Here is a 24,046-nt window from a genome sequence, read left to right on the forward strand (position 1 = left end):
TACTTGGCATTAGGATTCACGAGCTCAAGGATCCCGAGCCCGAAAAGACTATTGACGTAAGCCCGTTCTACAAGGGAATCCGCTACGATGTCTTTGTAAAGGAAACGGGGCCGGATGGAGAGACCCTCCGCAGTTTCGATATTGAATAGCATACAAGGCGAACGTCGCAATAAAATGCTTGCATTTTATTATGACTGAGCCGTAGTTGCAGACGCCAAAGGCGTCAAATGCAGATGGAAGACAACGAGGATATCCCCAAGCGTACTCGCTACTACCAGGCGATGTGCGACAGCGAGGCGCTGAACAAGGGCGAGGTGTACTACAACCTGAAGGAACTCTATATCGTGTTCCTGTGTCCCGAAGATATTTTTGGTCAGGGAAAAGCTGTCTACAGGTTCAAGAATCTTGAAGTTGATGACCCAAAGATTGAATTGGGAGACCTTTGTTTTAAAAATTTTTATATCTTTAATAAGTACCGCGACGTAGCCGAGAAATCTATCAGGGAATATCTGGAGTATTTCGCTACAAGGATGCCAAAATCTCCAGAGACTGAAAACATCGATCGCTTGGTGAAGTGGTACCAGACGGACAACGAAACGAGGAAACGCTATATGACTTGGCAACAGGAAATCGACATTGCTGTAGACCGTGAACGTCGACGTGCTAATGAAATCCAAAAGCAGGCTGATGCGGAAAAGGCCCGTGCTGATGAAGAAAAGGCTCGCGCCGACAGGTACGAGAAAATGCTTCGCGAACTCGGCAAGTTGTAGTTTTTCAAAAGAACGATTAGTTTTGACCCGTTAGCATTCAAATAAATGCGAGCCTAGCTTTAAACTAGGCTTTTTAGTTGTCAAAGGGATTGCGGCTGCGCCAGTCTCCGCTATGCGGCTGGCTTGCCGCCCTACGGGCTCAACACTCACTTCGTTCGCGTTAAGCTCAAAATTCTTTCCACGGGCTAACACCCACGAAAGAATTTAGTCGGCCCCTCTTCTCGGGTCCGACCCATTATCATTCGAATACAAAAAAGGCCTAGCTTTATGCTAGGCTTCTTTTGTATTCGAGCGGGAAAAGGGATTGTTAGCCCGCAATATTCCTTGCTGGCGCAAGGTTGCGGTCTAACCCTACGGGCTCGATGCAAGCTTCGCTTGCCTCAAGCTCATAATTTGCCTCTTCGCACTTCGTGCATGAGACAAATTATGCCGCACCCTCTCCCCCGAGGGGTCTCGGGTCCGACCCATTATCATTCGAATACAAAAAAGGCCTAGCTTTATGCTAGGCTTCTTTTGTATTCGAGCGGGAAAAGGGACTCGGACCCTCGACCCCGACCTTGGCAAGGTCGTGCTCTACCAACTGAGCTATTCCCGCGGGGTTGCCCAATTATAGAATAATTGGGCGGAGGTGTCAAGGGGATGGTGACGCAAAAATGAATTTTTTTTGCGAAAAGCTGCTTTTTGGGGCGTTACCCCTTGCGGTAACCGTTGGGGTTGTTCCTTTGCCAGTTCCAGGCGTCGCGGCACATTTCTTCGATGCCGAACTGGGCCTTCCAGCCGAGTTCTTTGTAAGCCTTTTCGGGGTTGCAGTAGCAGGTGGCGATGTCGCCTGCGCGGCGGGGCTTGATGCTGTAGGGCACCTTGATGCCGTTCACCTTTTCAAAAGCGTGCACCACGTCGAGCACGGAGTAGCCGTGGCCTGTTCCCAGGTTGTAAATGGCGAGTCCGCACTTGTTTTCGATGGCCTTGAGCGCGCTCACGTGGCCTGCGGCGAGGTCGCAAATGTGAATGTAGTCGCGCACACCGGTTCCGTCGGGGGTGTCGTAGTCGTCGCCGAACACACCGAGTTCCTTGCGGATGCCTACGGCGGTCTGCGTAATGTAAGGCATTAAGTTGTTCGGAATGCCGTTCGGGTCTTCGCCGATGCGGCCGCTCGGGTGGGCGCCAATCGGGTTAAAGTAGCGGAGCAGCACCACGTTCCATTCGGGGGCTGCCTTCTGCACGTCGATCAGTACCTGTTCCAGCATCGACTTTGTCTGGCCGTAAGGGTTGGTGATGGCGCCCTTCGGGCATTTTTCGGTGATGGGAATTTCTGCGGGATTGCCGTACACGGTGGCCGACGACGAGAAGATGATGTTCTTGCAGCCGTTGTTGCGCATGGCGTTCAACAGCACGAATGTCGCGTTCATGTTGTTTTCGTAATATTCCAGCGGCTTCTGGACTGATTCGCCTACAGCCTTGAGCCCGGCAAAATGGATGCAGGCGTCAAAGTGGTTTTCCTTGAAAATCTTGTCCATGGCGGCTGCGTCGCGGGCGTCTGCCTTGATAAAGGGAATTTCTTGCCCGACAATTTCGGCGACTCGGCGGAGTGACTCGTCGCAGGAGTTCACCAGGTTGTCGACGGCGACAACGGAATGGCCTGCCTTATAAAGTTCTATAATCGTGTGGCTACCAATATAACCTGCGCCACCAATAACTGCAATTTTCATAAATTGTCCTTCAATTTTGGGGGAAATATATAAAATTATGGGTGAAATGGCGGGAAAAGGGATTGCGGCAGCGCCAGTCTCCGCTGCGCGGCTGGCTTGCCGCCCTACGGGCTCGATGCAAGCTTCGCTTGCCTCAAGCTCATAATTTGCCTCTTCGCACTTCGTGCATGAGACAAATTATGCCGCACCCTCTCCCCCGAGGGGTCTCGGGTCCGACCCATTATCATTCGAATACAAAAAAGGCCTAGCTTTATGCTAGGCTTCTTTTGTATTCGAGCGGGAAAAGGGACTCGGACCCTCGACCCCGACCTTGGCAAGGTCGTGCTCTACCAACTGAGCTATTCCCGCGGGGTGACCCAATTATAGAATAATTAGGTGGCTATGTCAAGGGTTGGTGCAAAGAAAAAATCAAAATTCCATTTTTTTTGCCCCGAAGTTCGAAAAATCCCGCTTTTACGCACAAAAATCCATGGGGAAGGGGGAGCGGAAGCTTGGCGAAGAGGTCTTCCGAAATCAAGAAATCCTGTCCGAGCTTGGAGCAGAGGGTCTGGATTCGGGACGTGGTGTTCAGCACGTCGCCGTGGTACGCCATTTCGCTGCCGAAGTTTCCGACCTCGGTCGAGATGACCTTCCCGCAGTGGGCGGCGGCCTTGAATGCAGGGCTGATACCGTAGCGCTTGATGAATTTCCCCTTTGTTCTGTCTAGACACTCGGCAAAGTCGTGGAAACATTCCAGCGGACGGGCCCTGCGGTGGCAGTCTTTCGTTTTCCAGGTCAGGAACACTCCGTCACCTGCGATTTGGTAGATTTCGCCATGGTTTTCTTCGCAACAGTTCGACAGGAGCCTGTAGTAGTCGCGGATAAAGTTGCTGTAGGTGACATGTCCCAGTTCCTCGGCGATTTCGGTGGAATGTTTCATGTCGATGAACATGAAGATAAGGTCTTCTTCCTTGGGATCCTGGTTCTTGCCGAGCAGAGTGTTTATGAAAACGCGGGTGCCGAATTTCTTGTGTACCGAACGCACAAAGGTGATGAGGTGCCCTAGCAGGAATAGCGAGAAAATAAGGATGTGGCTACTGGGTTGTTTGAAGAATTCGAGCACCTGCCGCAGCGAGGCTTCGTTGATCAGCCCTTCGCTCTTGTCGATCTTCCAGATGAGGATGCAGAGAGTGAGGTTTGCGCAGATGCTTGCCAGAAAGAAGCTGGAGCGGATCAGCAAGGCGGCGGCGACGGGGCGTTTGTCCATCTCGTCTTGCAGGATCATCACATCGTAGATGGCATGCGAAAGTCCCGAAAACAGGGACAGCTGCAGCATGAACAGCATGCGGCTGGGGTCTATGCCTTTGCCGGAACCGTATTGGAATAAAAGGGACGTAAGCAGGGTCGCGATAACCCAGCTAAGGATATAAAAGCATACGGCCTTACATTTACGTTGCGTCAGTCGAGTAATGGCCATGGAACCTTCAGTGAATAAATAGGGGGAGAGCCCAGATCATGGCGATAATAATAATATCTTTATACGATTCGTCAAGTAGAAGGGCCGAAGCAAGGAAGAAAATCGTAGTGGATATCGTCAAAAAAATCAGGAGCGGGAGCCGCTTCTTCATTTTTTGTTTCCAACTTATGTTTTCTTCGTTGCGCATACTTCTTATATAAATAATTTAATTTTTAGCAAAAGATTCATTCGCATAAAAAAAATATATTGTTAAAACATGTTTTGTGTCTATCTTCACATCCCTTTTTGCAAAAAAGTTTGCGATTATTGCGATTTTCGGGTAATGCCGGCCCAGTCTAAACTCTACAAAGAGTATACGGATGTAATTTGTAAGCAAATTGTATGTTTTGAAAGCGAACGCCCGGGACTGTTGAAGGCTACAGAGACGCTTTACCTTGGAGGGGGAACTCCTTCGGCATTACCACCCACTTACCTGCGCCAAATTTTCGAATGCCTTGCATCGGTGGGGGTTGCTGCGGGTCGTTTGCGTGAAGTCTCGATGGAGTTCAATCCGGAATCGACGGATGAATATACGGTGGAGTCGGCACTTTCGCTTGGAGTGAATCGCGTGAGTCTCGGCTTGCAGACTTTCGATGCGGACCTGCTCAAGCTGGTGGGGCGCTCCCATTCGGTGGAGCGGGGGCTCGAGTCGCTTCGGTTATTGACCTCGAAGCCAAATTTGCAGGTGAATGCCGACCTGATGTTTGACCTTCCGGGGCAAACCGTAGATGGCTTTTTGGCCGACGTCGACCGCCTTTCGGATTTTCCGTTGAATCATGTCAGTTTCTATGGATTGAATGTTTCTCCGCGTTCCAGGCTTGGACACAGAGTTTCACGGGGGGAGCTATCCGTGAACGAGGACCTTTATGAACCGATGTATCTAGGGGGTGTCGCAATCCTTGAACGAAAAGGCTTTGAACGCTACGAAGTGTCGAATTTCGCGAAGCCCGGTTTTGAAAGCTCCCATAACCGGAATTATTGGGACCGTGGCGAGTACGCGGGCTTTGGTCCCGGTGCGCACAGCTATATAGGAGGAACGCGTTTTTACGCTCCCGAAATTTATCCGCGCTGGAAAGACTATGTCAATTCGGAATGTCCGGCTGATGCGCTTATGGTCGATCGCCTGAATCGTGATGATGAACTGATGGAGCTTATTTGGCTTTCGCTTCGGCAGTCGAAGGGGCTCCGTTTCGAGGATCTCCGTGCCTTGGGAATCGATAATCCCGAATCTCGCTCTGCCGCTTGTGTGAATAAATGGATCCGTAAGGATTTTGTAATAAATAAAAATGGAATTCTCCACCTGAAAGGGCGCGGTTGGATTTTTATGGATGAAATCGTCACAGATCTTGCAAACGCATATTCCAACTTGGAATAATCCGCTTTGGAATGCGGGTGAGATACGTGTCACAACTATAATTTTTGTTATGCGTTTTCTAAAAAAAAATCATATCTTTGGAATGTGTGCTATGCAAAATTTTTTTTGCGTGTGTTCAGTTTTTTGCCGAGGTCGTAATGTTGCGAGTCAAGACAAATTTTCTTTCGCTGATTCTGCTGTCGATGCTGAGTTTTTCGACAGGAGTTTTTGCGTTGGATTATCCGGACTGTACGGACTACGAATCGGTTCCCGACGAAGATAAGTACTTGTGCAAGTATTACCGTATTTGGGATGACCGCGGTCCTCAGTTGTGGGTGGTTCCTCCCGGAGAAAATCCGTTTAACAAGTCGGCTGCAATCAAGGGGGCTACGTTTTATGTGTATGCCCCGAATGAAAAAGGCCTGGGCCGTGATTCTTTGACGCTTGAATTGGCTGACTCGAAACTTCCTAAGGAAGAGGCTATCCTCAAGAACCTTATGGCGGTAAAGGCTGATGACGAAACCGGTCTCGTGAATGTCCGAATCGGAAGCCGCTACGAGTTGAACAATTTCCCGCTGGGTACGTCGGATGATGCGGCGGGTTCGAACCCGAAGGTGAGCCTCATCTACAATTTCTATGTCCCGTACCTGAAGTACTATGTCGAGGGCAAGGAAATTACCAGCAAGTCGCAGATGTCCTACGAGGTGGGCGATACGATGCATGTCGATGTCGAGGCCATCATCCCGATCGGCCGTGCGAAGGGCCGCGTTGACTCGGCTCTCCAGAGGACCTTTTACATTACGGCAGAAGGACAGAGCGAATCGATGATGTTCCTGAGCGAAGGCGGCAAGAACCTGAAACTGTCCGACGGAACGATCCGCTTGGATATCAAGGACGGCAAGGGCAAGTTCATGGTGGTTTCGACCAAGGCTATCAGTGACGGTTCGACTTTCACGATGAACGCTTTCCCGGACAGCTTGAACAATAACGAGTTTATCTTGAAAAATCCGTTCCCCGGCGAATACCAGTTCACGAACCCCGATATGCCGACCTTGGATAGCGCAGCCATTTTTGATACCGATGGCGACGGCATTGGCGACAGCATTGCGACCTGGTTTGGCGGCAAGATGGACTCGGTCTCGGTGGATTCCTTCTACTACAGCTGGCCGAGCGACGATTCCTTTGAAAAGTATAGCGGTGACGTCAAGCAGAAAAAAGACATGTACGGGCTCCCCGACGTGAAGGTTGAATTGCAGAAAGATTCTGCGACGGGTGCGGTCAAGGCCTTTGTCTGCACAACGGTCGGAAACCGTTGCGAAACACTGCAGACGGCTCTCGCCGATAGCATTGGAGCAGCCATCCAAGAAGCAACCTTGATTAAGGGAAATACGGGAAGCGCAACCGACACTCTGCTTGTTCGATTCAACAAGGATATGGATACATCGTGGACGACCGGTCGCGGTTTGAAACTGAATGGATCCTCGATTGATGTGACGGCGTTCATGAAGGACGGTAACCTGTGGGCGTTCGTAGTGGATACGGGTATCGTGCGTGTGGGCGATATGCTCAAAATCGAGACGGTCTGTGCTGCCGAATGTCCGGACGGAATCTTGACTGCCGCCGACGGAGTTCCGACAAACAAGAACAACCAGGAAGTTCCGGTGCAGAATGCGGGCCGCGTCTTGGTCGACAACGAAAATAACGGTTTCTATGACCGCGATGGCGATGGCCGGATGGACAGCGCTTCGGTCGGCTTTGAAACTCCGATTACCGAAGAAGACCTGAAGAATATGGACATCACGTTCTACTGGCTCGATGGCGACTGCGAATTGCTTGCAATCAAGCCGAACCTTGCGGATCTTACGATTTCGGCGGATGGTCGCGTGCTGGGTTATGCGCTCGATAATCCGGAAAAATACGATGTCAAGGAAATGCTTACGGGCATTGACAAGTCCTATTCCAAGGGCGGAAAAATTGAGTATGGTTACGCGACGATTTCGAACAAGCTCTCGGTCAATGGCAAGGATACGACGGAATCGGCAGATTACAATATGCGTGACTACATGCCGCCTGTGATTTCTTCGACTTTCCTGCAACCGGAATCGTTCCAGGAAATGGAACCGGACAAGTTCAAGGTAACGTTCTCCGAGGCAATGGACTACAAGAACGCAACACTGTCTGATGACTGCCTCGCGTTCTATGTCGACGGACAGTGGGTGCATTACAACTTGAGCTCTGCGGAATGGAGCGACAATGGCCGTACGGTGACGCTGTTTATGGAAGCGGGCGAAGACTTGTCTTCCCGAATGAATCCTGCGGATTCCGTGCGTTTCGACAACTTTACCAATGGCTTGGTAGACAAGAAGGGCAACAGGGTCTCCGAACGTGCGCCGGCTGTAATGGTTGAAGGCGATCCCCGCGTTATCATGAAGACAAATTCCTTTGCAGACTTGAACAAGGCTGAAGAACTCAGCGATCGCGTCAAGCCCTTTACCATCGAACATGTGAAGAATGACAAGGAAGCGTCCGACCAGTCTTCCCTCGGAGTGCTGATGGATGTCGCCTTCTCGACCATTATGTCTAAGGATGATTCCGTTGGAGCGTCCGTTCCGAATATGGACAAGATCGGCTTGACCTGGGAACTGTATGTCTACACGAACCTGGGTGCCTATGTGGGTGGCGCCTCGGGAAATATCGACTGTAACGATCCGTTCTTCGAAGGCAACTGCCTCGAAAATCCGGATAAGCTTTATGTGCGTTGGAATATGCGTTCCGATAACGGTCGCAGGGTCGGCGCGGGAATTTATTTGGCGAAGTTCAAGATCAAGGTCTACGGCACCAAGGATGATTTTAAAGTTGAAAGAATCTTTAGATGGGGCATTTCTTCTAGGAAGCACTAGTTGGGGATTCTTTCCGAGGGTACGAACATGATGAAGACTGTGAAATACTTATCGACAATGTTGCTCGCGATGGCCGCAGGTGCTGCGGCTCAGTCGTCGGTTTCTCTGCCGCCGCCCGAAAACCCGGCGACGGGTATCTGGATTCAGCAGGTGGGCGATATTGTGCCGCATGCTGCGACAAAGGCGACCTTGTACTATACCAAGTACGAGGAAAATGACCGTGTGAAGAGTATCAGCTACCAGTACGATGGTGCGGGCTACCTGCTTATGAAACCGTCGGACAAGAAGACTCTTTGTACGATGAACGACGGACTTGTCGGTGCTGACGGTATTGTGCACCATCCCGATGGAGACCTCCTGATTGCTGGCCAGAATAGGGAAATTCATAAGGTGAACAAGACGGCGAAAGACTCTAGTAAACAGTGTCTGGTCAAGACGTCGTATCCAAAGCAATATACAAACGGTTTTTGGCACCTCATGATGGACCCGAACCAGAAATGGTTGTGGGCTGCGGGAATTCCTGGTTACCTGTTCCGTTATTCCACAAAAATCGACCCGTCGGTGGGTAATTTTGCGTCGAACGGTTACAAGGTGACCCTTCGTCCGAAATCTACGAACCGCCGTAAGGATGACAAGCTGTCGACCGTGATTTGGGATGGCGATGGAACCGCCTTCTTTACCTATTCCGATTATGCGGGTGGTGGATGCGAAGCGGGCAATGGTTATGCAGCCTGTGATTCGGCTCGCCGTAAGGCGAGTTCGGCGAATGCCTATTTCGGCGTGTTTACCGATACGACTTGGACTGAGGTAACTCGCGAAAACCAGGCGAACATTGGTGGGGAAATTGGAGAATCAGTCATTACGTCGGTGGGAACGAAAATCTTGATTGACTCCCTTGAAGGCTCCCATGGTGGTGCGTACGATACCTACTCCAAGACAATCTTCGTGTTCGGAGGTTCGCGCATTGTGCAGATTCAGCCTTACAAGGATATGGCAGGAAATCAGCAGGCGAAAGTGTTGGCTACGATTGACCTCCGCGACTTTTTCTTTACCGAAACCAGGGAAAACTTATCTGGCCCGAGAACGCCAAATGTAGGTTGGCGTCTGGACCAGGGAACGACTGACGGGTACGGCCATTTGTTCGTGGCGTCCAATACGGGACACATGATTTTTGTGGACTATGCGGCAAACCCGAAAAAGCAAATCAACGACAATGTGCTTGTTCATGTACAATGGATAGATAATTATCTGGATGACCTGGCTCCGCTTTCGGGCGTAGGCTTTATACGTCAGGGTGGCAATACGGGCGAAGATGAAATATCCAGCGCTTCGCAGAGTAGCTCGTCTCTGGTGGAATACCAGGAGTCATCTAGCAGCGCGAAGTCCAGCAGCAGTACCGGAAATGGTGGCAGCAGCAATAGTACCGGCAACAGCTCCGGTAGCAACGGCGGCAGCAGCAATAGCACCGGTGACAGCTCCGGCAGCAACGGCGGCAGCAGCAATAGCACCGGTAACAGCTCCGGCAGCAACGGCGGCAGCAGCAATAGCACCGGTAACAGCTCCGGCAGCAACGGCGGCAGCAGCAATAGCACCGGTGACAGCTCCGGCAGCAACGGCGGCAGCAGCAATAGCACCGGTAACAGCTCCGGCAGCAACGGCGGCAATGGTAACAGCAGCTCTTCGAGGGGCAACGGTAATGGCGAAGATGTCGATAATCCGTCGTCTTCGAGCGGGTTCCATGGTTCGGGCGACGATGTCGACGTTAGGTCGAGTTCTTCGAGAATGTACTATGGTGCAGACGATGTTGATTACGGTGATGATTCTGGCCTGGATAACTACCCGTCTGCCGATGACTTCGAGAAGGGAGATTCCTTGGTCAAGAAGACCGTGGTGATGGAACCCACGGATCCTGATCCGAATAACCCGAAGATTGTGGTCATTGCAGGCAACAGCTATCTGCTGACGGACGATCCGAAGGGTATTCCGATGGATTTACGCTTTGATTCTGGCCTGGATTCGGCTAAGGTCGGTGACATTATCGCCATTACGCTGGATCCGGATAAGGTGAAGGAATATTTCGGTTCGGCGGATTCCTTGACGCTGGTGCCGGGTCAGAATGTAAAACTGGTTGATCCGAGCAACGGCAAAATCACCGACAAACTGGTCGTGAATGCCGATGGCAGCGTCACGATTTTCGTGACGGCCAATCAGGTGGTCAATGGCGGTACCATCAAGGTGTACGGCGGAGGAGAGATGGTTATTATCGACAACATCAACTTCTACGACCCGATTCCGGATAGCCGCATGGGCTACATCAAGGATTCCGATGATGACATGGCGTTTGACTACCTGGAAATTCTCTTGAAGGATACCTTGCCCGATAGCTATTACCTGGATGGAGTCAAGCTTGTCGTTGGCGGAAAGACCTATGACTGTGTCAACCCGACAATCAAGGGTGACCGAATTCAGGTAGATGTGGGCGGATTGAATTTGCCGGGCGTGGGTGAGTTCCCGAAGGATGCCAAGGCGTTGATCACTTACGCTGATAAGGCTGGAACGGGGGCGACTTATCTCCGCGAGGCTCCTGTGACGGAAGTGGGCAGCAACGTGATTAAGGACGCTTATGCTATCCGTAACGCGAACGGCCTTGACTCTCTGTTCCTGCAGTTCAATATTGACCTGATGCCGGTTGATGTTAATTCTCCCGACATGCTTGTGATGCTCAAGCAGGAAGGGGCTCGGTATGGGCTGGACGAAGTGCTTAAGGTCTATATGCCCGCGAAGGATATTGTAATCTTGGTCGGCAAGACCTTCAAGCTGAAGGGCGCGTTCAAGGATAGTGTGTCTCTCTATCCGAGCGTGACCTTTGAGAGTCTGCCGAATATTACCTCCGACGAATACGAACGCGAAGTGGCTGTCAAGGTGGTGGAACGCTTCCCGTCGTCCAAGAACGTGGAATACTGGGATACCGACGGAGATGGCGTCCTGGATAGGATCGTGGCTGTGTTCGACAGAAAGCTGACCCAGGCGGATATCGATAGTACGCTCTATATGTCGTTCCCGTGGTACAGCTATCGCGGTATGATGATCCAGTTGCAGGCGCAGCCTGCTGACCTGAAGCTTGACCCGAATGATTCGACCCGGGTGATTTGGGAAGTGGTGTCTCCGACCCGTTTGGCGGAAGGCGTTACGAGCATCAGCGACAACCTGCCTCAGGCAAACGTTTATACCTATTACAAGGTCTTTGACGAAACATTCGTGAACGAAGAATCTGCTCCCCTGGTCGACAAGATGTCCCCTGTCGTTGCAAGCGCTACGTTGAGCTACGGCAAGAAGGCGGATACCTTGTTGGTGGTGTTCTCCGAAGCGATAAACCATAAGAGCCTTAAGAGCAATGACTACTTCTCCTATATCCATGGTGAAGAAACGATTGAGCTCAATCCGACGCGTATCGACTGGTCGCCGGATGGATTGAGCGCAAAGCTGGTGTTCAATGGTAGCCAGGGAACCATTATGCCGGGCGACTCGCTTGTGGTGCGTAAGGGACTCAAGGATGCCATCAAGGATAACTACGGCAACATTGCTGGCGAAAATCCGCAATCGGTCATTATCGGCGGTCTGCTGAACCATCTGGTCGAGGCTACCAATATGGGCAGCTTCGATGCGAACGATGACCGTATCGTGGATGAGGATAGCAACAAGACCTACACCTTGCAGACGGTGAGCTCCGTGAACCTGCGCTATGTGCCGGGAACCACGACTAAGGAAGATATGGAGAAGGAAGGGGCGCTAGGACAGCTCGTGCAGCTGGGCGAACGCTTCGTGCCGCAGCTCCTCGACCGTGCCCAGGTTTCTGCGGATGGATCCTATGACCCGTCGGTGCTTGATTCCCTGAAGCCGGAAGATGTGTACATCTCGTTCATCGTGAACTACTTCGATCACCTGGGCCAGTACGTGAACGATACGGTGATTACCGTTCCGTGTAACAGCCCGAAGTTCGGCGGTAACTGCTTGGAAACCGACAAGAAGGTCTTTGTGAACTGGAACTTCAAGGATCACAAGGGACGCTTCGTGGGAACCGGCATTTACAACGTCCAGTTCAAGATGATTGTCCGTTACGAAAACCGTAAGATCGAGGAACAGATCAAGGACAAGTGGGGCGTCCGCCGCAAGAAGCACAAGAAATAGTCGGAATCCGGAATTCGGATTTCAGAATTCTGGAATCTTAAAGGAAACGGCTGCTAGAATGCGGCCGTTTTTTTTGTGCTAACTAAAAAAAAACGCCCCGGTTCTTAAACCGGGGTGGCTTGCGGGGTGAAACGAAGTGAACCCTATTTGTTATAAGCTGCGATTGGGAAAGGGGTCCAGGGGCCGGAGCCCCATGCGTCATAGGGCAGCCATTATTTGTTAATGGCTGCCAAAAAGGCTTCCTTCTTGTCTTGCAGGAATTCCTTGCTGTTGTACTTGCGGATGCGGCGGAGAGCCTGGTCGCGCAGCTGACGCACGCGTTCGTGGGAAATGTTCATGGATTCGCCCACTTCGCGGAGTGTCTGCGGGGCTTCCTGGTTGATGCCGAAGATACCGGTAATCACTTTGGCTTCGCGTTCCGGAAGCTGTTCCATAAGGTCGCGGGCGAGGGCTTCGACGCTCTGAATTTCGGATTCGTTTTCCGGGTTCGTCGCGGTGCCGTCGGGGAGCACTTCGGCGTAAGTGGCCTTGGAGTCTGCCTTCAGCGGGCTGTCGAAAGAAACGCCGCGCTGACCGATCTGGATGAGTTCGCGGATTTCTTCGTTGATTTCCTTACCGCGGCTCTGTTCGTGCAAAGCCTTACGCACGCGCAGGTGCTGGTTCGCCGGCAAGCGAATCAGGTTGCCCTGTTCGTTGATGGCACGGGTAATGTAAGCCTTGATCCACCAAACGCCGTAGCTGATGAACTTAAGGCCGCGGGTATGTTCGAAAGATTCGATGGCGCGGACAAGGCCCATGGCGCCTTCGCTCACCAGGTCCGGCAGCGGAATCGGGCAGCCGCGGTACTGGATGGCGACCTTGAGCACGAAACGCATGTTGGCGGAAATGAGCTTCTTGCGGGCGATCTTGTCGCCTTCCTTGGCTTTCTGGAAAAGGACTTGTTCTTCTTCGCGGGAAAGGGGGGCCGTACGCCTAATATCTTCGAGGTATCTTTTTAGTGTAGTATCTGTGGAGTCAATATGCATTTTATAACCTTATGTCCTTAATATCGTATTTTTTTAAGCAAGATGCGTGCCAAAAGTGTAAAAAAATTGCAAAGTGTATCAATTTTAGTGGAAATTGTCACGATTTTATGAATTTTGTCTTGAAATATAGAATAATTGTCTGCGAAATTCAACTTTTGTCATAATTTTATGACAATTTGATTGCTGTCGCCCTGGATCCCGTCGCTCCTTGCAGTCGCTCCAGGATGACAGCCCCGTCGAAGTCATCCTCGACCCTGGAGTGCGTAGCGCGATAGGGGAGGGGATCCATCGAGGCGGTCGTCTTGTGGGGTTTTTGGGGCTCCGCCCCACCTTGGTGGCCATACGCACTAAGCAACAAGTTGCTAAGTGCTGTCCGCCCTAGGAGAGGGGGTAGCGGCCCTGCTCCTACGAACCTAACTCAAGTAAGGCAACGAGTTGCCAAGTTTCGTATATCGGCATGCTCAGGGACCTTTTCTCTGCCTTGCTGCCGAAGGATAGCGAGGGGGAAACTTCCCCCCCTTTAACAATATCTAATTCCTGATTCTCTTAGCACTAAGTTCTACCAACTAAGCCCTTTCTACTTAGGCATCTTTTAACTAAGATTTCCGAATTCTGAATTCTGAATTAGTATATTTTACACGCTATGTCTATTAAAGAACCCGATCAGTCTGTCTGGAACAGATTTTGGCAACAGAAGAACGATATGGACAAGGTTTACCCTTCGTCCCCGTCGGTGTTGAACACGATTAAGAAGAATTTTAAGCTCGAAGGCCTCAAGGTTTTGGAGGTCGGCGCCGGTACCGGTCGCGACAGCGCAGAACTGGCCCGCTTGGGTGCCGATGTCTATGTGCTCGATTACGCTGAAAACAGTTTGAAGATTGTGGACGCCATTCGTGCGAAGGATAATCTTTACGATAACTTGAAACTTGTGCGTGGCGATGCCTTCAAGGCTCCGTTCCCGGATTGCACTTTTGACCTGGTGTTCCATCAGGGCCTGGCCGAGCATTTTAAGGATTCGCTCCCGCTGATCAAGGAAAACTACCGCATTCTAAAGCATGGCGGCCATTGCCTGTGCGACGTGCCACAGACTGTTCACCCTTACACCGTGGTCAAGCATATTCTGATTGCGATGGACAAGTGGTTTGCCGGTTGGGAAAAGCAGTTCACCATGCCGCAGCTGAAAAAGCTCATGACCGATGCCGGCTTTGAATGTGTTTACGATTATGGCGACTGGATGCGCCCGAACCTCTTTTACCGCATTGTGCGCGAAGTGGGCTTCAAGGTGGGCGTGGAACTGCCGAAGTATCCGCTGCAAGGGTCTGCCTACCAGAAGGTCAAGGACAAGATTCTTGATTCGCTCGAAAACAATTCGCTTATGCACTACACGCAGTTGTGCATTGGAGTCCTGGGCAGAAAGCCCTAGCCGATGAACATCCTTGTAGTCAATTACCGCGACCGGATGCACCCTGCCGCAGGGGGCGCCGAAAAGCACCTTCACCGAATTTTTTCTCAGATTGCAGAATCGGGGCACAAGGTTGTGCTCCTGACGACAGCTTTTGCCGGCTGCAAGGCCCGCGAGACGGTGGACGGAATCGAGGTGGTTCGCAAGGGTGGCGATTTGTTGTTCCAGCTGACGACGGCGAAGAATGTCCGCAAGCTCGACCGTGAATTCAATTTCGATGTGGTGGTCGAGGACTTGAACAAGCTTCCGCTGTTTACTCCGTTCTTGACCAAGAAGCCGGTGGTGGTGCAGATGCACCATTTGTGGCGCAGCTCCATTTTCCATGAGGCATCGTTCCCGATTGCCTTTATGGTGTGGGCGTTCGAACGCGTTATCCCGTGGTTCTACCGCAAGCAGCCGTTTGTTGTGGTGAGCCCGAGCACCAAGTACGAACTGGAAGAAATTGGAGTTGACGAAGACCGCATCTCGGTGGTTTATAATGGATCGGACGATGTGGATCCGTCGCAGGTCGTGACGACCGAAGCCGTGCCGAGTACGCCGTATTTTTTGTGGCTTTCGCGCGTGCACCGCTACAAGGGAATTTGGACGGCGCTCGAGGCTTTTGAAGAATTTGCCGAGAACCACCCTGATGTAAAGCTTGTAGTGGCGGGCGATGGTCCGCTCCTGAAAAAGATTCCGGCGTGGCTCAAGGAACGCGGACTGACAGAACGTGTTGAACTTTTGGGGTTTGTGACGCCGTCGAAGAAACGCGCCCTGTTGCAGAAAGCGGTGGCGCTCTTGCAGACGAGCTACAAGGAAGGTTGGGGCCTTACGGTAGTGGAGGCTGCAAGGCTTGGAACGACAACGATTGCAAGCGATGTGCCGGGACTCCGCGACAGCGTGAGAAACGGCGAAACGGGGCTCCTGTTCCCGGTGGGGGATTTTCATACTTGCGCGTCTGAAATGGACAGGCTTTATAGCGACGACGATTTGCGCACGAGACTTTCGGCGGCGGCGAAGAGTTATGCGGGTGAGTTCCGCTGGGACATTGCAGCCGAGAAGACGCTCGATATTTTGCAGGACGCCGTTATAGAGCGACAAGTAGGGGGAGGAAATGAGTAAAATGAATGGCCGACTGAAATCGGTGCTGGTCTTTTGCTTGAAACTGGTGGTGACTGCGGTTCCGGCTTATTTTGTGTACCGAAATATCGTGATGGCGCCGGACTGGAGCGTCGACGATTTGTATAGGCTCTTTAGCGCCCGCAGTGCGTGGCCTTTGATTGTCGCGGTGCTCTGCCTTGGACTTTCGAACTTTACGGCGTGCCTGCAGTGGAAACTGTTGCTCGAAAAGCAGAACGTGAAAATGGGTTACGTGCATTTGCTCAAGCTTTATTACGTAGGACTTTTCTTCAATAACTTTATGCCGGGCAATGTGGGTGGCGACGCCAAGAAGGTTTATGACATCCGCATGCAGGGAGGTCAGGATACCGTGGGCGCAGGGCTTACGGCGACTTTCTTTGATCGCCTGTTCGGACTTTTCTTTATTACGTTGTTTGCACTTGCGATGGGCCTGATGTTCTTTATGCACGACGAAACGCAACGATCGTTCATGTGGCCTTCGGTGTGGATTTTTATTGGATTCTGTGCTTTGTTTGCCGCCCTTTGCAGCCGTAGGCTCGGGCGCTTGTTGTGCAAGGTGCTCACGAAGGTTTTTCCGAAAAAGGTTAACGAACGCCTGATCCACATGTTCGAACGATTCCAGCAATTCCGTTCGGTAAAGCTCTGGATGCTTATTAGCGGCCTTTCGGCGGTGACTCAGTCGTTGCGCATTTTTGTTCACTATTTTTGCGGAATCGCGGTCGGCGTGGACCTCTCGATTTCGTGGTACTTTTACTACATCCCGCTCGTTGCAATCGTGAGTGCGCTTCCGATTTCGATTGGCGGTTTTGGTCCGCGTGAACTTTTGGCGCAGTCGCTGTTTGCGCGTGCCGGGGTGCCGGGGCTTGAATCGGTGGTGATTCAGCTGCTCGCTTACTTTGTGAGCCTGGTGCTGAGCCTGTTCGGTGCATTTGTCTTTTTGCTCGGCGGAAGCCCTGTTGCAAAAACGAATACGAACGAGCCGAAATAATTCGACGGCGCGTGCCTTGGACTGAAGCGTTGGGGCATGCGACGGTTATTAGATAGCGGTGGCGTTGTACATGTACTTCGCCCCAATCCATACGAGGCGTTATGGACGCCGAAGAAATCCTCAAGGGATTGAATTCTGACCAGCGTGCGGCGGTGCTGCACGACCATGAGAAAGGCGCGCAACTGTTGATTCTGGCGGGGGCCGGCTCGGGCAAGACTTCTGTCTTGACCAAGCGAATCCAGTACAGGATTCTTTGCGGTGTAGAACCTGAAAAAATCTTGGCGTTGACCTTCACCGCAAAGGCCGCCGCCGAGATGCGGGAACGCGTGCAAAAATTGTTCCCGGACGCGGGCGTGCGGCTGTGTACGTTCCATTCGCTTGCGCTGTACATGCTCAAGTGCAAGATTCCGTGCGGAGAAGGGAGATCCCCGACTAAATCGGGGATGACAGAAGGGGTGGATGCTGCGGACCGAAAGTTCACTGAGCAGGGCCGAAGTGAACATGCCCTTCGGCAAGCTCAGGGACCTTATGCGTACGAGCTCATTGGCTTCAAGAAAATGCCCGTGCCGACGGAATTTTCGGAGCGGGAATTCTCGCAGGCGCTTTCGAAACTCAAGTTGAAAGTCAAGGTGTCGCGGGAAAATCTATTTTCGGACTGCTACGGTGAGGCGGTATCGGCAAAGCTGCAACCGCTTCGCGACGCGGTACTCGAATCGGGGCAGGTCGTGTTCGAAGACTTGATTTATTCGGCGATTCGGTTGCTCGAAACCAACGAGGCGGCTCGGAATTATTTTCGCGAACAGTGGCAAGAAATCCTGGTGGATGAGTACCAGGACATCAATCCTTCGCAGTACCGTTTGGTGAAAGGCTTGCTCGGCGACCGCAAGCAGCTGTTTGTCGTAGGCGATGACGACCAGGCCATTTACGGATTCCGCGGAGCCGACATCGGAAACATCGAGCGCTTCTGCGAGGACTTCAAGGAATCGACTCAGATTCGCTTGGAATGGAATTACCGTTCGGTTCCGAATGTGCTGTACCTGGCGAATGATATCTTCAAGAACAAGCCGATTCACTTGCGCAAGATGCTCCGGGCTGGCAACTTGAGTGGTTCCGGCGGCAATCCGCTTTACAAGGAGAACCGCAAGCCCGAAGTCTGGGTGTCCGACAATCCTGTCGAGGAAATCCAGAAGATTGTGGAATCGATCAGGGAACTCCGGCTGGGTTATGACCTGCTGTGGAAAAATTTTGCAATCCTTGTGCGCTACAACCGGCAGCGGCTTTATTACGAACAGGCCCTCCGCGACTACGGGATTCCTATTGCAGGTGATGTCGTGGCGGATGCGGGCGAGACGGAAAATGGGGAGACCGCACCCGAAGTGACTGTTGAAGACGGGGTGCACATCGAGACGGTGCATGCGTCCAAGGGGCTTCAGTATGCGGTGGTGTATTATGCGGGACTCTGCGAAAAACTGACTCCCGGCGAATGTACCGGTGACCGTAAGGCGCGAAAGAAACAACTCGATGAGGAACGGAGGCTTTATTATGTGGGGGTGACCCGTGCCGAGGCTTGCCTATTTTTGTTATATTGCAAATGTAGATTCTGGAAAGGCAAACTTCGTCGATTCAGACGGTCGCGTTTTTTGCCTCGCGGTACGACGCCCCTTGCCCTCCCCCCAAAAGGGTGGACAGCCGTATCGGAGAAAACCCGGGGTCGGGATTCAAAATTCAAGATGCCTGTTATTTTGTTTAGAATTTATGTTGCCGCGACAGTGCTTGGGTATATGCTGATGTATATACTGACTCTGCCGTTTACCAAGCCTTATTACGGCAAGAATTTCGGGGTGTGGCTGGACCATAAGATTCAGGACTTCTCGAAATTCTGCATGAGGCGGCTGCGGGTGGACTTGACGATCGAAGACCAGGCGCAGCTCGGTAAGGTGGATTGGACCCGTCCCGTGTTTATTGTAGGGAACCATAATTCCTTTGCCGATATCCCGATCGTGTTTTTGGCGATTCAGAAGACGGTGGGCTTTGTCGCGAAAAAGTCTCTCGGTCGTATCCCGTTTCTGCATTTCTGGATGCATAAGATTGGCTGCATCCTGGTGAATCGTGAAAAGGGCGGTGCCGCCAAGGCAGTGCGCGAGGCAATTGCCGAAAGGGGAAATGCGGTCCGCGTGTTTATTTTCCCGGAAGGGACCCGCAGCAAGACCGGTGCGCTCGGCAGTTTCAAGAGTGGAGTTTTCCGTTTCGCTTGTGAAAACGATGCAATCCTGTTGCCGCTTGTCATCAAGGGCTCCGGCCCCGTGTGGGAACGCCGCAAGGATTGGGGTCGCCGCAAGGTGAACGTGAAGATTCTTGCTCCGGTCGATGTCCTGGAATGCCGTAGGGAAAACGAGAAGTTCGACCCCAAGGTTCACATGCTCCCCATGGTCCACAAGATGATGGAGGATGCCCTGTGATCGGCGTGTTCGATTCGGGTTTTGGGGGCCTCACGATTCTCCGGAATTTGCAGAAGGCGCTTCCACAGTACGATTACCTTTACCTGGGCGACAATGCCCGCGCCCCTTATGGCTCCCGCAGTTTCGAGACGATTTTCCGTTATACGCTGCAGGCGGTGCGCGAGCTGTTCAGCCGTGGCTGTCCGTTGGTGATTCTCGCCTGCAATACGGCATCTGCCAAGGCGCTCCGGAGCATCCAGCAGGATGTACTCCCTTACGAATTCCCCGATAAGCGCGTGCTTGGCATTGTGCGACCCACCGCCGAAGAAATCGGCAGGTTCAGCCGGTCGGGGCACATTGGCATTTTCGGGACGGCGGGAACGGTTTCTTCGGGCAGTTACCTGATTGAAATCAAGCATTTCTACCCGGAGCTGCAGGTGACGCAGCATGCCTGCCCCATGTGGGTTCCGCTGGTCGAGTACGGTGAAAGGGAGTCCGAGGGGGCGAAGTTCTTTGTGAAGAAGGATATCGATGCCCTGCTTGTCGAAGATCCCGAAATCGATACGCTCCTGTTGGCGTGTACGCATTACCCGCTTCTGGAAGGGGCGATCCGTGCTGCTTTGCCCGAGAAGGTACGTCTGGTTTTCCAGGGGGATATCGTGGCTGAAAAGACGGTGGACTACCTGAGACGGCATCCAGAAATGGAAAATCGTCTTACAAAAAATGGAAAAACCCGATTTTTGACCACCGATACCGCGAAATTCTTCGAAAAAGGGGCCTCGCTCTTTGGAATGACGGGTTTTTCGGCGGAATCGATTACCTTCTAGCTTATTTTTTTGTATCTTGCGTATTGGAATAAGCAACGGACTACCATAAGTAGTCCGCTTGTGGGATTTATATAAAAAGGGGACCCCGGACCAAAAATTCGGGGTTCCCAAAGTTTAACCTAACTAGAGTGGATGACAAATGCCTAAAACACAGATCAATCTCGAAGGTTGGCAGGATTATCGCGGCAACGCTGCCGGTAGCCTGCTCTACGTCGAAACCAGCCACCAGTCCGAAATGCCGGTCCGCGACCAGCTCAACGAAAACGGCAAGGGTTTTCTTTACGAACCCAACTACGAAACCAGCACCTATGGCCTGATGAGCTGCTATAACGTGAAGGCAATCAATGCAATCCTCAAGGCTAAGAGCCGTTACATTCTGTTCGGCACCCGTTACGAAGGCCTGAGCGATTCCGAACTTCGCAACAAGTACTTGATTATGGGTTATATGCGCATCGACAAGATCAAGGATGTGCGTACCCGCCACATCCAGCGCTACATGGCCAACCCGGAACTTGAAGAACCGGAATGCATGCAGATGGAACACAACTGGGCTGTCTATGGCCCGATGCGCTTTGTGTCCATGAACGATGCTTTCGTGGTGACCGATGAAATCCTCAAGGAATGGGGCTACCGCGGACATGCCAGCCGTCAGCTCAAGGCCGTGTTCAAGAAGGAACACCTGGAACAGATCCTTTCTTACCTGGATTCCAAGGACGATATGATCGACGAATACATCGCGACGGTCGACGAATACAAGGAAGCTCTCGAAGAAGGGTAATGCCGTCGCTTTCGCAACGAAAAAAAGCGGGCTTTAGCCCGCTTTTTTGTTGAGTAGGAAGTAGACGATAGAAAGAAAAATACTGTTTACTTCCAACTTCAAACTTCCTACTTTTTTACCGCCTTCGCCGTCGTATCCTTTGTCTTCACGAGGTACATGCCCTGGCGGAGATTCAGACGGAGCGTGCCGTCGGCGTTCAGAGCCTGGCCCTTGAGGCCACTCCATACGAGGTTGCCGTTCAGGTCGAACACCTTGGCGTTTGCGTTCATGTTGCTGGCGAAGTTTGTGCGGATGTTCTTGATGGCGGAGCTGCCGCCGCAACCGGTTGCGATAATCTTGGAAATATAGACGCCGGAACCGTTGCTGTTGAAGGTAATCTTCGAGGATCCGTTTTCAGCTTCGTTGGTGAGGTCGACCGTGGATTCGGTCCAGGAACTGCTGCCGGCCTGTCTGCCATATTCGTAGCTGATCCATTCGGAACCGGCTCCGCCCACGTTGACGTAGGTCGTCGTGTCATCTTGGCTGTGCATGGTGATAACGAGCTCGCTGCAGGTCGCAAGCGCGTCGGATGCATTAGCGGGAACTTCGAAGATTGCGTGCTGGTAACTGCAGTCGTCGCTACCTTGTTCGCAACCTGCCAGAGGAACCGTTGCGTAGCTGCTTACACCGTCGATAGCCTTGGTGCCGTAAGTTACGGTAAAGTCGCCGCTCCAGTTGGAAACCGTATTGGTGGTGGCGTAGTCGATGAGGACTATTGTGTCACCGACATCGGCGGGCTTGTAGGGGTCCACAATCGGGGAATCTTCGCAGGAAAGAGCGGCGGTGTTGCTGGTCGTGTAGACGAAAGTCGTGATGGAATTTGCCGGCAGGCTGTAGCTCACGCTGGTGGCAATGTCCTTGCTCTTGCTTCCGTTTTCGACGGACTGCACGGCGTATACGGCGTTGTATCCGTTAACGCTGGGGGCGTTCAGGCTTAAGCTCGAACTGTTTTCGTTGATGGCGACCACGGTGATAGAGTCGCAGTCGGCGCTGCGGAAGGCGACTGCATAGAGCCCGTTACCTTCGGAAGTGGAACTTACGACGCGCCAGCCCGGATTCACGAACTTGGAGTAGTGGCGCATGGCGTGGTATTCGGGGCTGATGTTGATTTGGTCTTCGGTGCAGCTGCCCCAGCCCTTGGTGCAGACTCCGATCAGCTGTCCCTTGCCTTCGCCCCAGAAAAGTTCCCAGGCGATGTAGCCGTTGAGCTTGCCGTCGGTAAAGCCAACCTGCATAATGTGTGCGAGGCCAGTCATGTATTCTTCCTTGCCGTTTTCTTCCATGGAGCAGAATTCGGTCATGATGATGGGGCGGGCGTCGGAACCGTAGCTGGTGGCGATAGCCTTCATGGGACTGCGGAAGTTTTCGGGGCTCATGTAGTTCGCGAGGGAATTGTCGTTTCCGTCGCCTGCATGGTATAGGTGGTAGGCGTAGCCGTCAAGGTTCTTGTCGTCGAGCGCCTTCATGTATTTCTGGAAGTTGGTGTAACCGATGCCGAGAGGTTCCGGGCCAAGAATCTTAGGCGGATTCGCGAGGGTGTTCATAGTGTCTCGCATGGCCCTGAGTGCCTGGGCGTAACCTGCGGAGGTGTCGTTTTCCGTCGGGGTAAACAGGGTCTCTTCGTATTCGGCGAACATGTCCGGCTCATTCTGGAAACTGATGTAGTCGGGAGCGATGCCCGCTGCTTCGTAAGCCTGGTAGGAACGCTTCCACCAGCTGGCGAATTCGCGGTAGGCGTACTTGCCGTAGGGATCGGAAGATGATGTTTTTAATGTGGAACTTTTGCCGGGGTAGAAGACGCCGTCTTTTTTGCCGTTGATGTCTCCGCTCGGTTTGAGGCTTGCCGGTGCAGACCAGCTGGACATTTCAATTTTCATGTGGCTTCCGAGGCGTTTCTTGCCTGCGGTTACGATCTTGATGTCGTCCTTGCTTACACCCTTGGATTCGTCCTGCAGCCAGTTGCCAACACGAAGTAGCGACAGATTCAGGCCGGTGAAGGCGGTGTCGTAGAGGGCTTCTTGCGTTGTGGTGCCGAGTGCGGTAATCCAGTTTTGATAATAAACGGAGCCGGCGCCGAAGCCGATGATTTGTTGTTTCGTGGCAGAGGGGTCTACAGTAATGCTTGCGGCTTGCGTCATGGTCGTGGCGGCAAGAGCCGAAATGGTTGCGATTGCAGCCATTCTAAAGTTTGATTTCATACACACATCCTTGTTTTTGTAGCGAAAATAAATTTTTTGGAAGGGTTTGTGTAGAGACCTGGTTTAAAAAAGTGTTGTCTTTTAAAGAGAACAATATATATTTAGGCGTATGAAGGACGAAAACACCCCGAAAATTCTTGAAGAGCGGTTAACAGGGACGGCACCAAAGTTGTCGAAGGCGACCGATCAGGTCCCGCTGAACTTGGTGACGGTTAAGCGCGAAGCCCCTTCGGCATTTCGCCTGGATGATCCCGGAACGTGGCCCGTGGTGGTTCAGTTTTTATTGTACCCCAAAACGCTTGGCGGTGCGCATTTTATTCCGTTCCGATTATTGCTCGTCGTGTTGATGATCTTTTTTACGGTGCAACTGATGCGCGATGGTTATGATGCTTGGATTGCCCAGTATCTGCATTGCCTAAATTTGCCGGTGCACGAAACGGGACATATTGTGTTTTCTTTTTTCGGAAATCGAGTGTTGCATTCGCTGGGCGGTTCGCTGTTCCAGATAATCATGCCGCTGGTATTCTGCTTTGCGTTGTGGATTAAACCGCGCGATATTTTAGGGGCGTCGGTGGCGCTTTGGTGGGCGTTCGAAAACTTTATCGATGTGGCGGTGTATATTGACGATGCCTTGCACATGAAACTGACTCTGATTAGCGGCGGTACCGGTGCCGAGGCTCCGTACGATTTTCATGACTGGAATTTTATTGTCCAAAAAATGGTTAAAACCCTGCACTTTCAGTGCAGCGACTTTCA

The 24,046-nt window shown here is 52.1% G+C and carries 15 protein-coding genes and 2 tRNA genes; 11 read left to right on the top strand and 6 right to left on the bottom strand.

The annotated features are described in order from the left end of the window. The first annotated feature begins 227 nt into the window (after nt 1-227). On the top strand, nt 228-770 hold the full coding sequence (locus Q0P86_RS13080; RefSeq protein ID WP_295040039.1) for a hypothetical protein: 543 nt from the start codon (nt 228-230) through the stop codon (nt 768-770). Nucleotides 771-1,292: 522 nt separating this feature from the next. Here the strand turns inward: Q0P86_RS13080 and Q0P86_RS13085 are convergent. From Q0P86_RS13085 to Q0P86_RS13100, 4 genes are all read right to left on the bottom strand, one after another. After that, nucleotides 1,293-1,365: transfer RNA gene (locus Q0P86_RS13085), tRNA-Gly, on the bottom strand. A 94-nt stretch (nt 1,366-1,459) separates the two neighbouring features. Then, on the bottom strand, nt 1,460-2,479 hold the full coding sequence (galE, locus tag Q0P86_RS13090; RefSeq protein ID WP_295040041.1) for a UDP-glucose 4-epimerase GalE: 1,020 nt from the start codon (nt 2,477-2,479) through the stop codon (nt 1,460-1,462). Nucleotides 2,480-2,754: 275 nt separating this feature from the next. After that, nucleotides 2,755-2,827 (bottom strand) — tRNA-Gly (locus Q0P86_RS13095). Between the two features lie 31 nt (nt 2,828-2,858). Beyond that, a complete protein-coding gene (locus Q0P86_RS13100) occupies nt 2,859-3,935 on the bottom strand; it encodes an adenylate/guanylate cyclase domain-containing protein (RefSeq protein ID WP_290995744.1) in 1,077 nt (358 codons plus the stop codon). Between the two features lie 256 nt (nt 3,936-4,191). Here Q0P86_RS13100 and hemW point away from each other — a divergent pair, with 256 nt between their 5' ends. The 3 genes from hemW (at nt 4,192) to Q0P86_RS13115 (ending at nt 12,416) form a co-directional block, all read left to right on the top strand. Then, complete coding sequence (gene hemW, locus Q0P86_RS13105; protein ID WP_290995745.1) at nt 4,192-5,349, top strand: radical SAM family heme chaperone HemW; 1,158 nt, start codon at nt 4,192-4,194, stop codon at nt 5,347-5,349. A gap of 137 nt (nt 5,350-5,486) precedes the next feature. After that, on the top strand, nt 5,487-8,228 hold the full coding sequence (locus Q0P86_RS13110) for a hypothetical protein (RefSeq protein WP_295040046.1): 2,742 nt from the start codon (nt 5,487-5,489) through the stop codon (nt 8,226-8,228). 27 nt (nt 8,229-8,255) lie between these two features. Continuing rightward, the gene (locus Q0P86_RS13115; RefSeq protein ID WP_295040047.1) at nt 8,256-12,416 is read left to right on the top strand and encodes a hypothetical protein; all 4,161 of its coding nucleotides are present in this window, start codon (nt 8,256-8,258) and stop codon (nt 12,414-12,416) included. A 212-nt stretch (nt 12,417-12,628) separates the two neighbouring features. Here the strand turns inward: Q0P86_RS13115 and Q0P86_RS13120 are convergent, their stop codons facing one another. Beyond that, a complete protein-coding gene (locus Q0P86_RS13120; protein WP_072977829.1) occupies nt 12,629-13,441 on the bottom strand; it encodes an RNA polymerase sigma factor RpoD/SigA in 813 nt (270 codons plus the stop codon). Between the two features lie 643 nt (nt 13,442-14,084). Here Q0P86_RS13120 and Q0P86_RS13125 point away from each other — a divergent pair. The 6 genes from Q0P86_RS13125 to Q0P86_RS13150 all read left to right on the top strand — a co-directional run bounded on the left by Q0P86_RS13125 (nt 14,085) and on the right by Q0P86_RS13150 (nt 21,053). Next, nucleotides 14,085-14,864: a class I SAM-dependent methyltransferase gene (locus tag Q0P86_RS13125; RefSeq protein ID WP_290995748.1), complete on the top strand. Its 780-nt coding sequence runs from the start codon at nt 14,085-14,087 to the stop codon at nt 14,862-14,864. A gap of 3 nt (nt 14,865-14,867) precedes the next feature. After that, nucleotides 14,868-16,004, top strand: a complete 1,137-nt coding sequence (locus tag Q0P86_RS13130; protein ID WP_294111612.1) for a glycosyltransferase family 4 protein — start codon at nt 14,868-14,870, stop codon at nt 16,002-16,004. Continuing rightward, nucleotides 15,997-17,010 carry a lysylphosphatidylglycerol synthase transmembrane domain-containing protein gene (locus tag Q0P86_RS13135; protein WP_294111614.1) on the top strand — a complete coding sequence of 338 codons (1,014 nt, stop codon included), beginning with the start codon at nt 15,997-15,999 and terminating at the stop codon, nt 17,008-17,010. Before Q0P86_RS13130 ends, Q0P86_RS13135 begins: the two co-directional genes overlap by 8 nt. Before the next feature lie 101 nt (nt 17,011-17,111). Further along, complete coding sequence (locus tag Q0P86_RS13140) at nt 17,112-19,469, top strand: UvrD-helicase domain-containing protein (protein ID WP_295040050.1); 2,358 nt, start codon at nt 17,112-17,114, stop codon at nt 19,467-19,469. Continuing rightward, a complete protein-coding gene (murI, locus tag Q0P86_RS13145; protein ID WP_290995753.1) occupies nt 19,466-20,275 on the top strand; it encodes a glutamate racemase in 810 nt (269 codons plus the stop codon). The genes Q0P86_RS13140 and murI overlap by 4 nt, the downstream gene beginning before the upstream one ends. 139 nt (nt 20,276-20,414) lie before the next feature. Beyond that, nucleotides 20,415-21,053 (top strand): hypothetical protein, encoded by a 639-nt coding sequence (locus Q0P86_RS13150; RefSeq protein ID WP_073318447.1) that lies wholly within the window; start codon nt 20,415-20,417, stop codon nt 21,051-21,053. Nucleotides 21,054-21,160: 107 nt separating this feature from the next. Here the strand turns inward: Q0P86_RS13150 and Q0P86_RS13155 are convergent, their stop codons facing one another. Then, nucleotides 21,161-23,290 (bottom strand): glycoside hydrolase family 30 beta sandwich domain-containing protein, encoded by a 2,130-nt coding sequence (locus Q0P86_RS13155; RefSeq protein ID WP_295040053.1) that lies wholly within the window; start codon nt 23,288-23,290, stop codon nt 21,161-21,163. Between the two features lie 109 nt (nt 23,291-23,399). On the opposite strand from Q0P86_RS13155, the gene Q0P86_RS13160 reads away from it, so the two are divergent. Further along, the coding region (locus Q0P86_RS13160) for a hypothetical protein (protein WP_295040055.1) at nt 23,400-24,046 on the top strand (647 nt) is incomplete at its 3' end.

Origin of the sequence: uncultured Fibrobacter sp. (assembly GCF_946062555.1) — a bacterium.
Taxonomy (GTDB): Bacteria; Fibrobacterota; Fibrobacteria; order Fibrobacterales; family Fibrobacteraceae; genus Fibrobacter.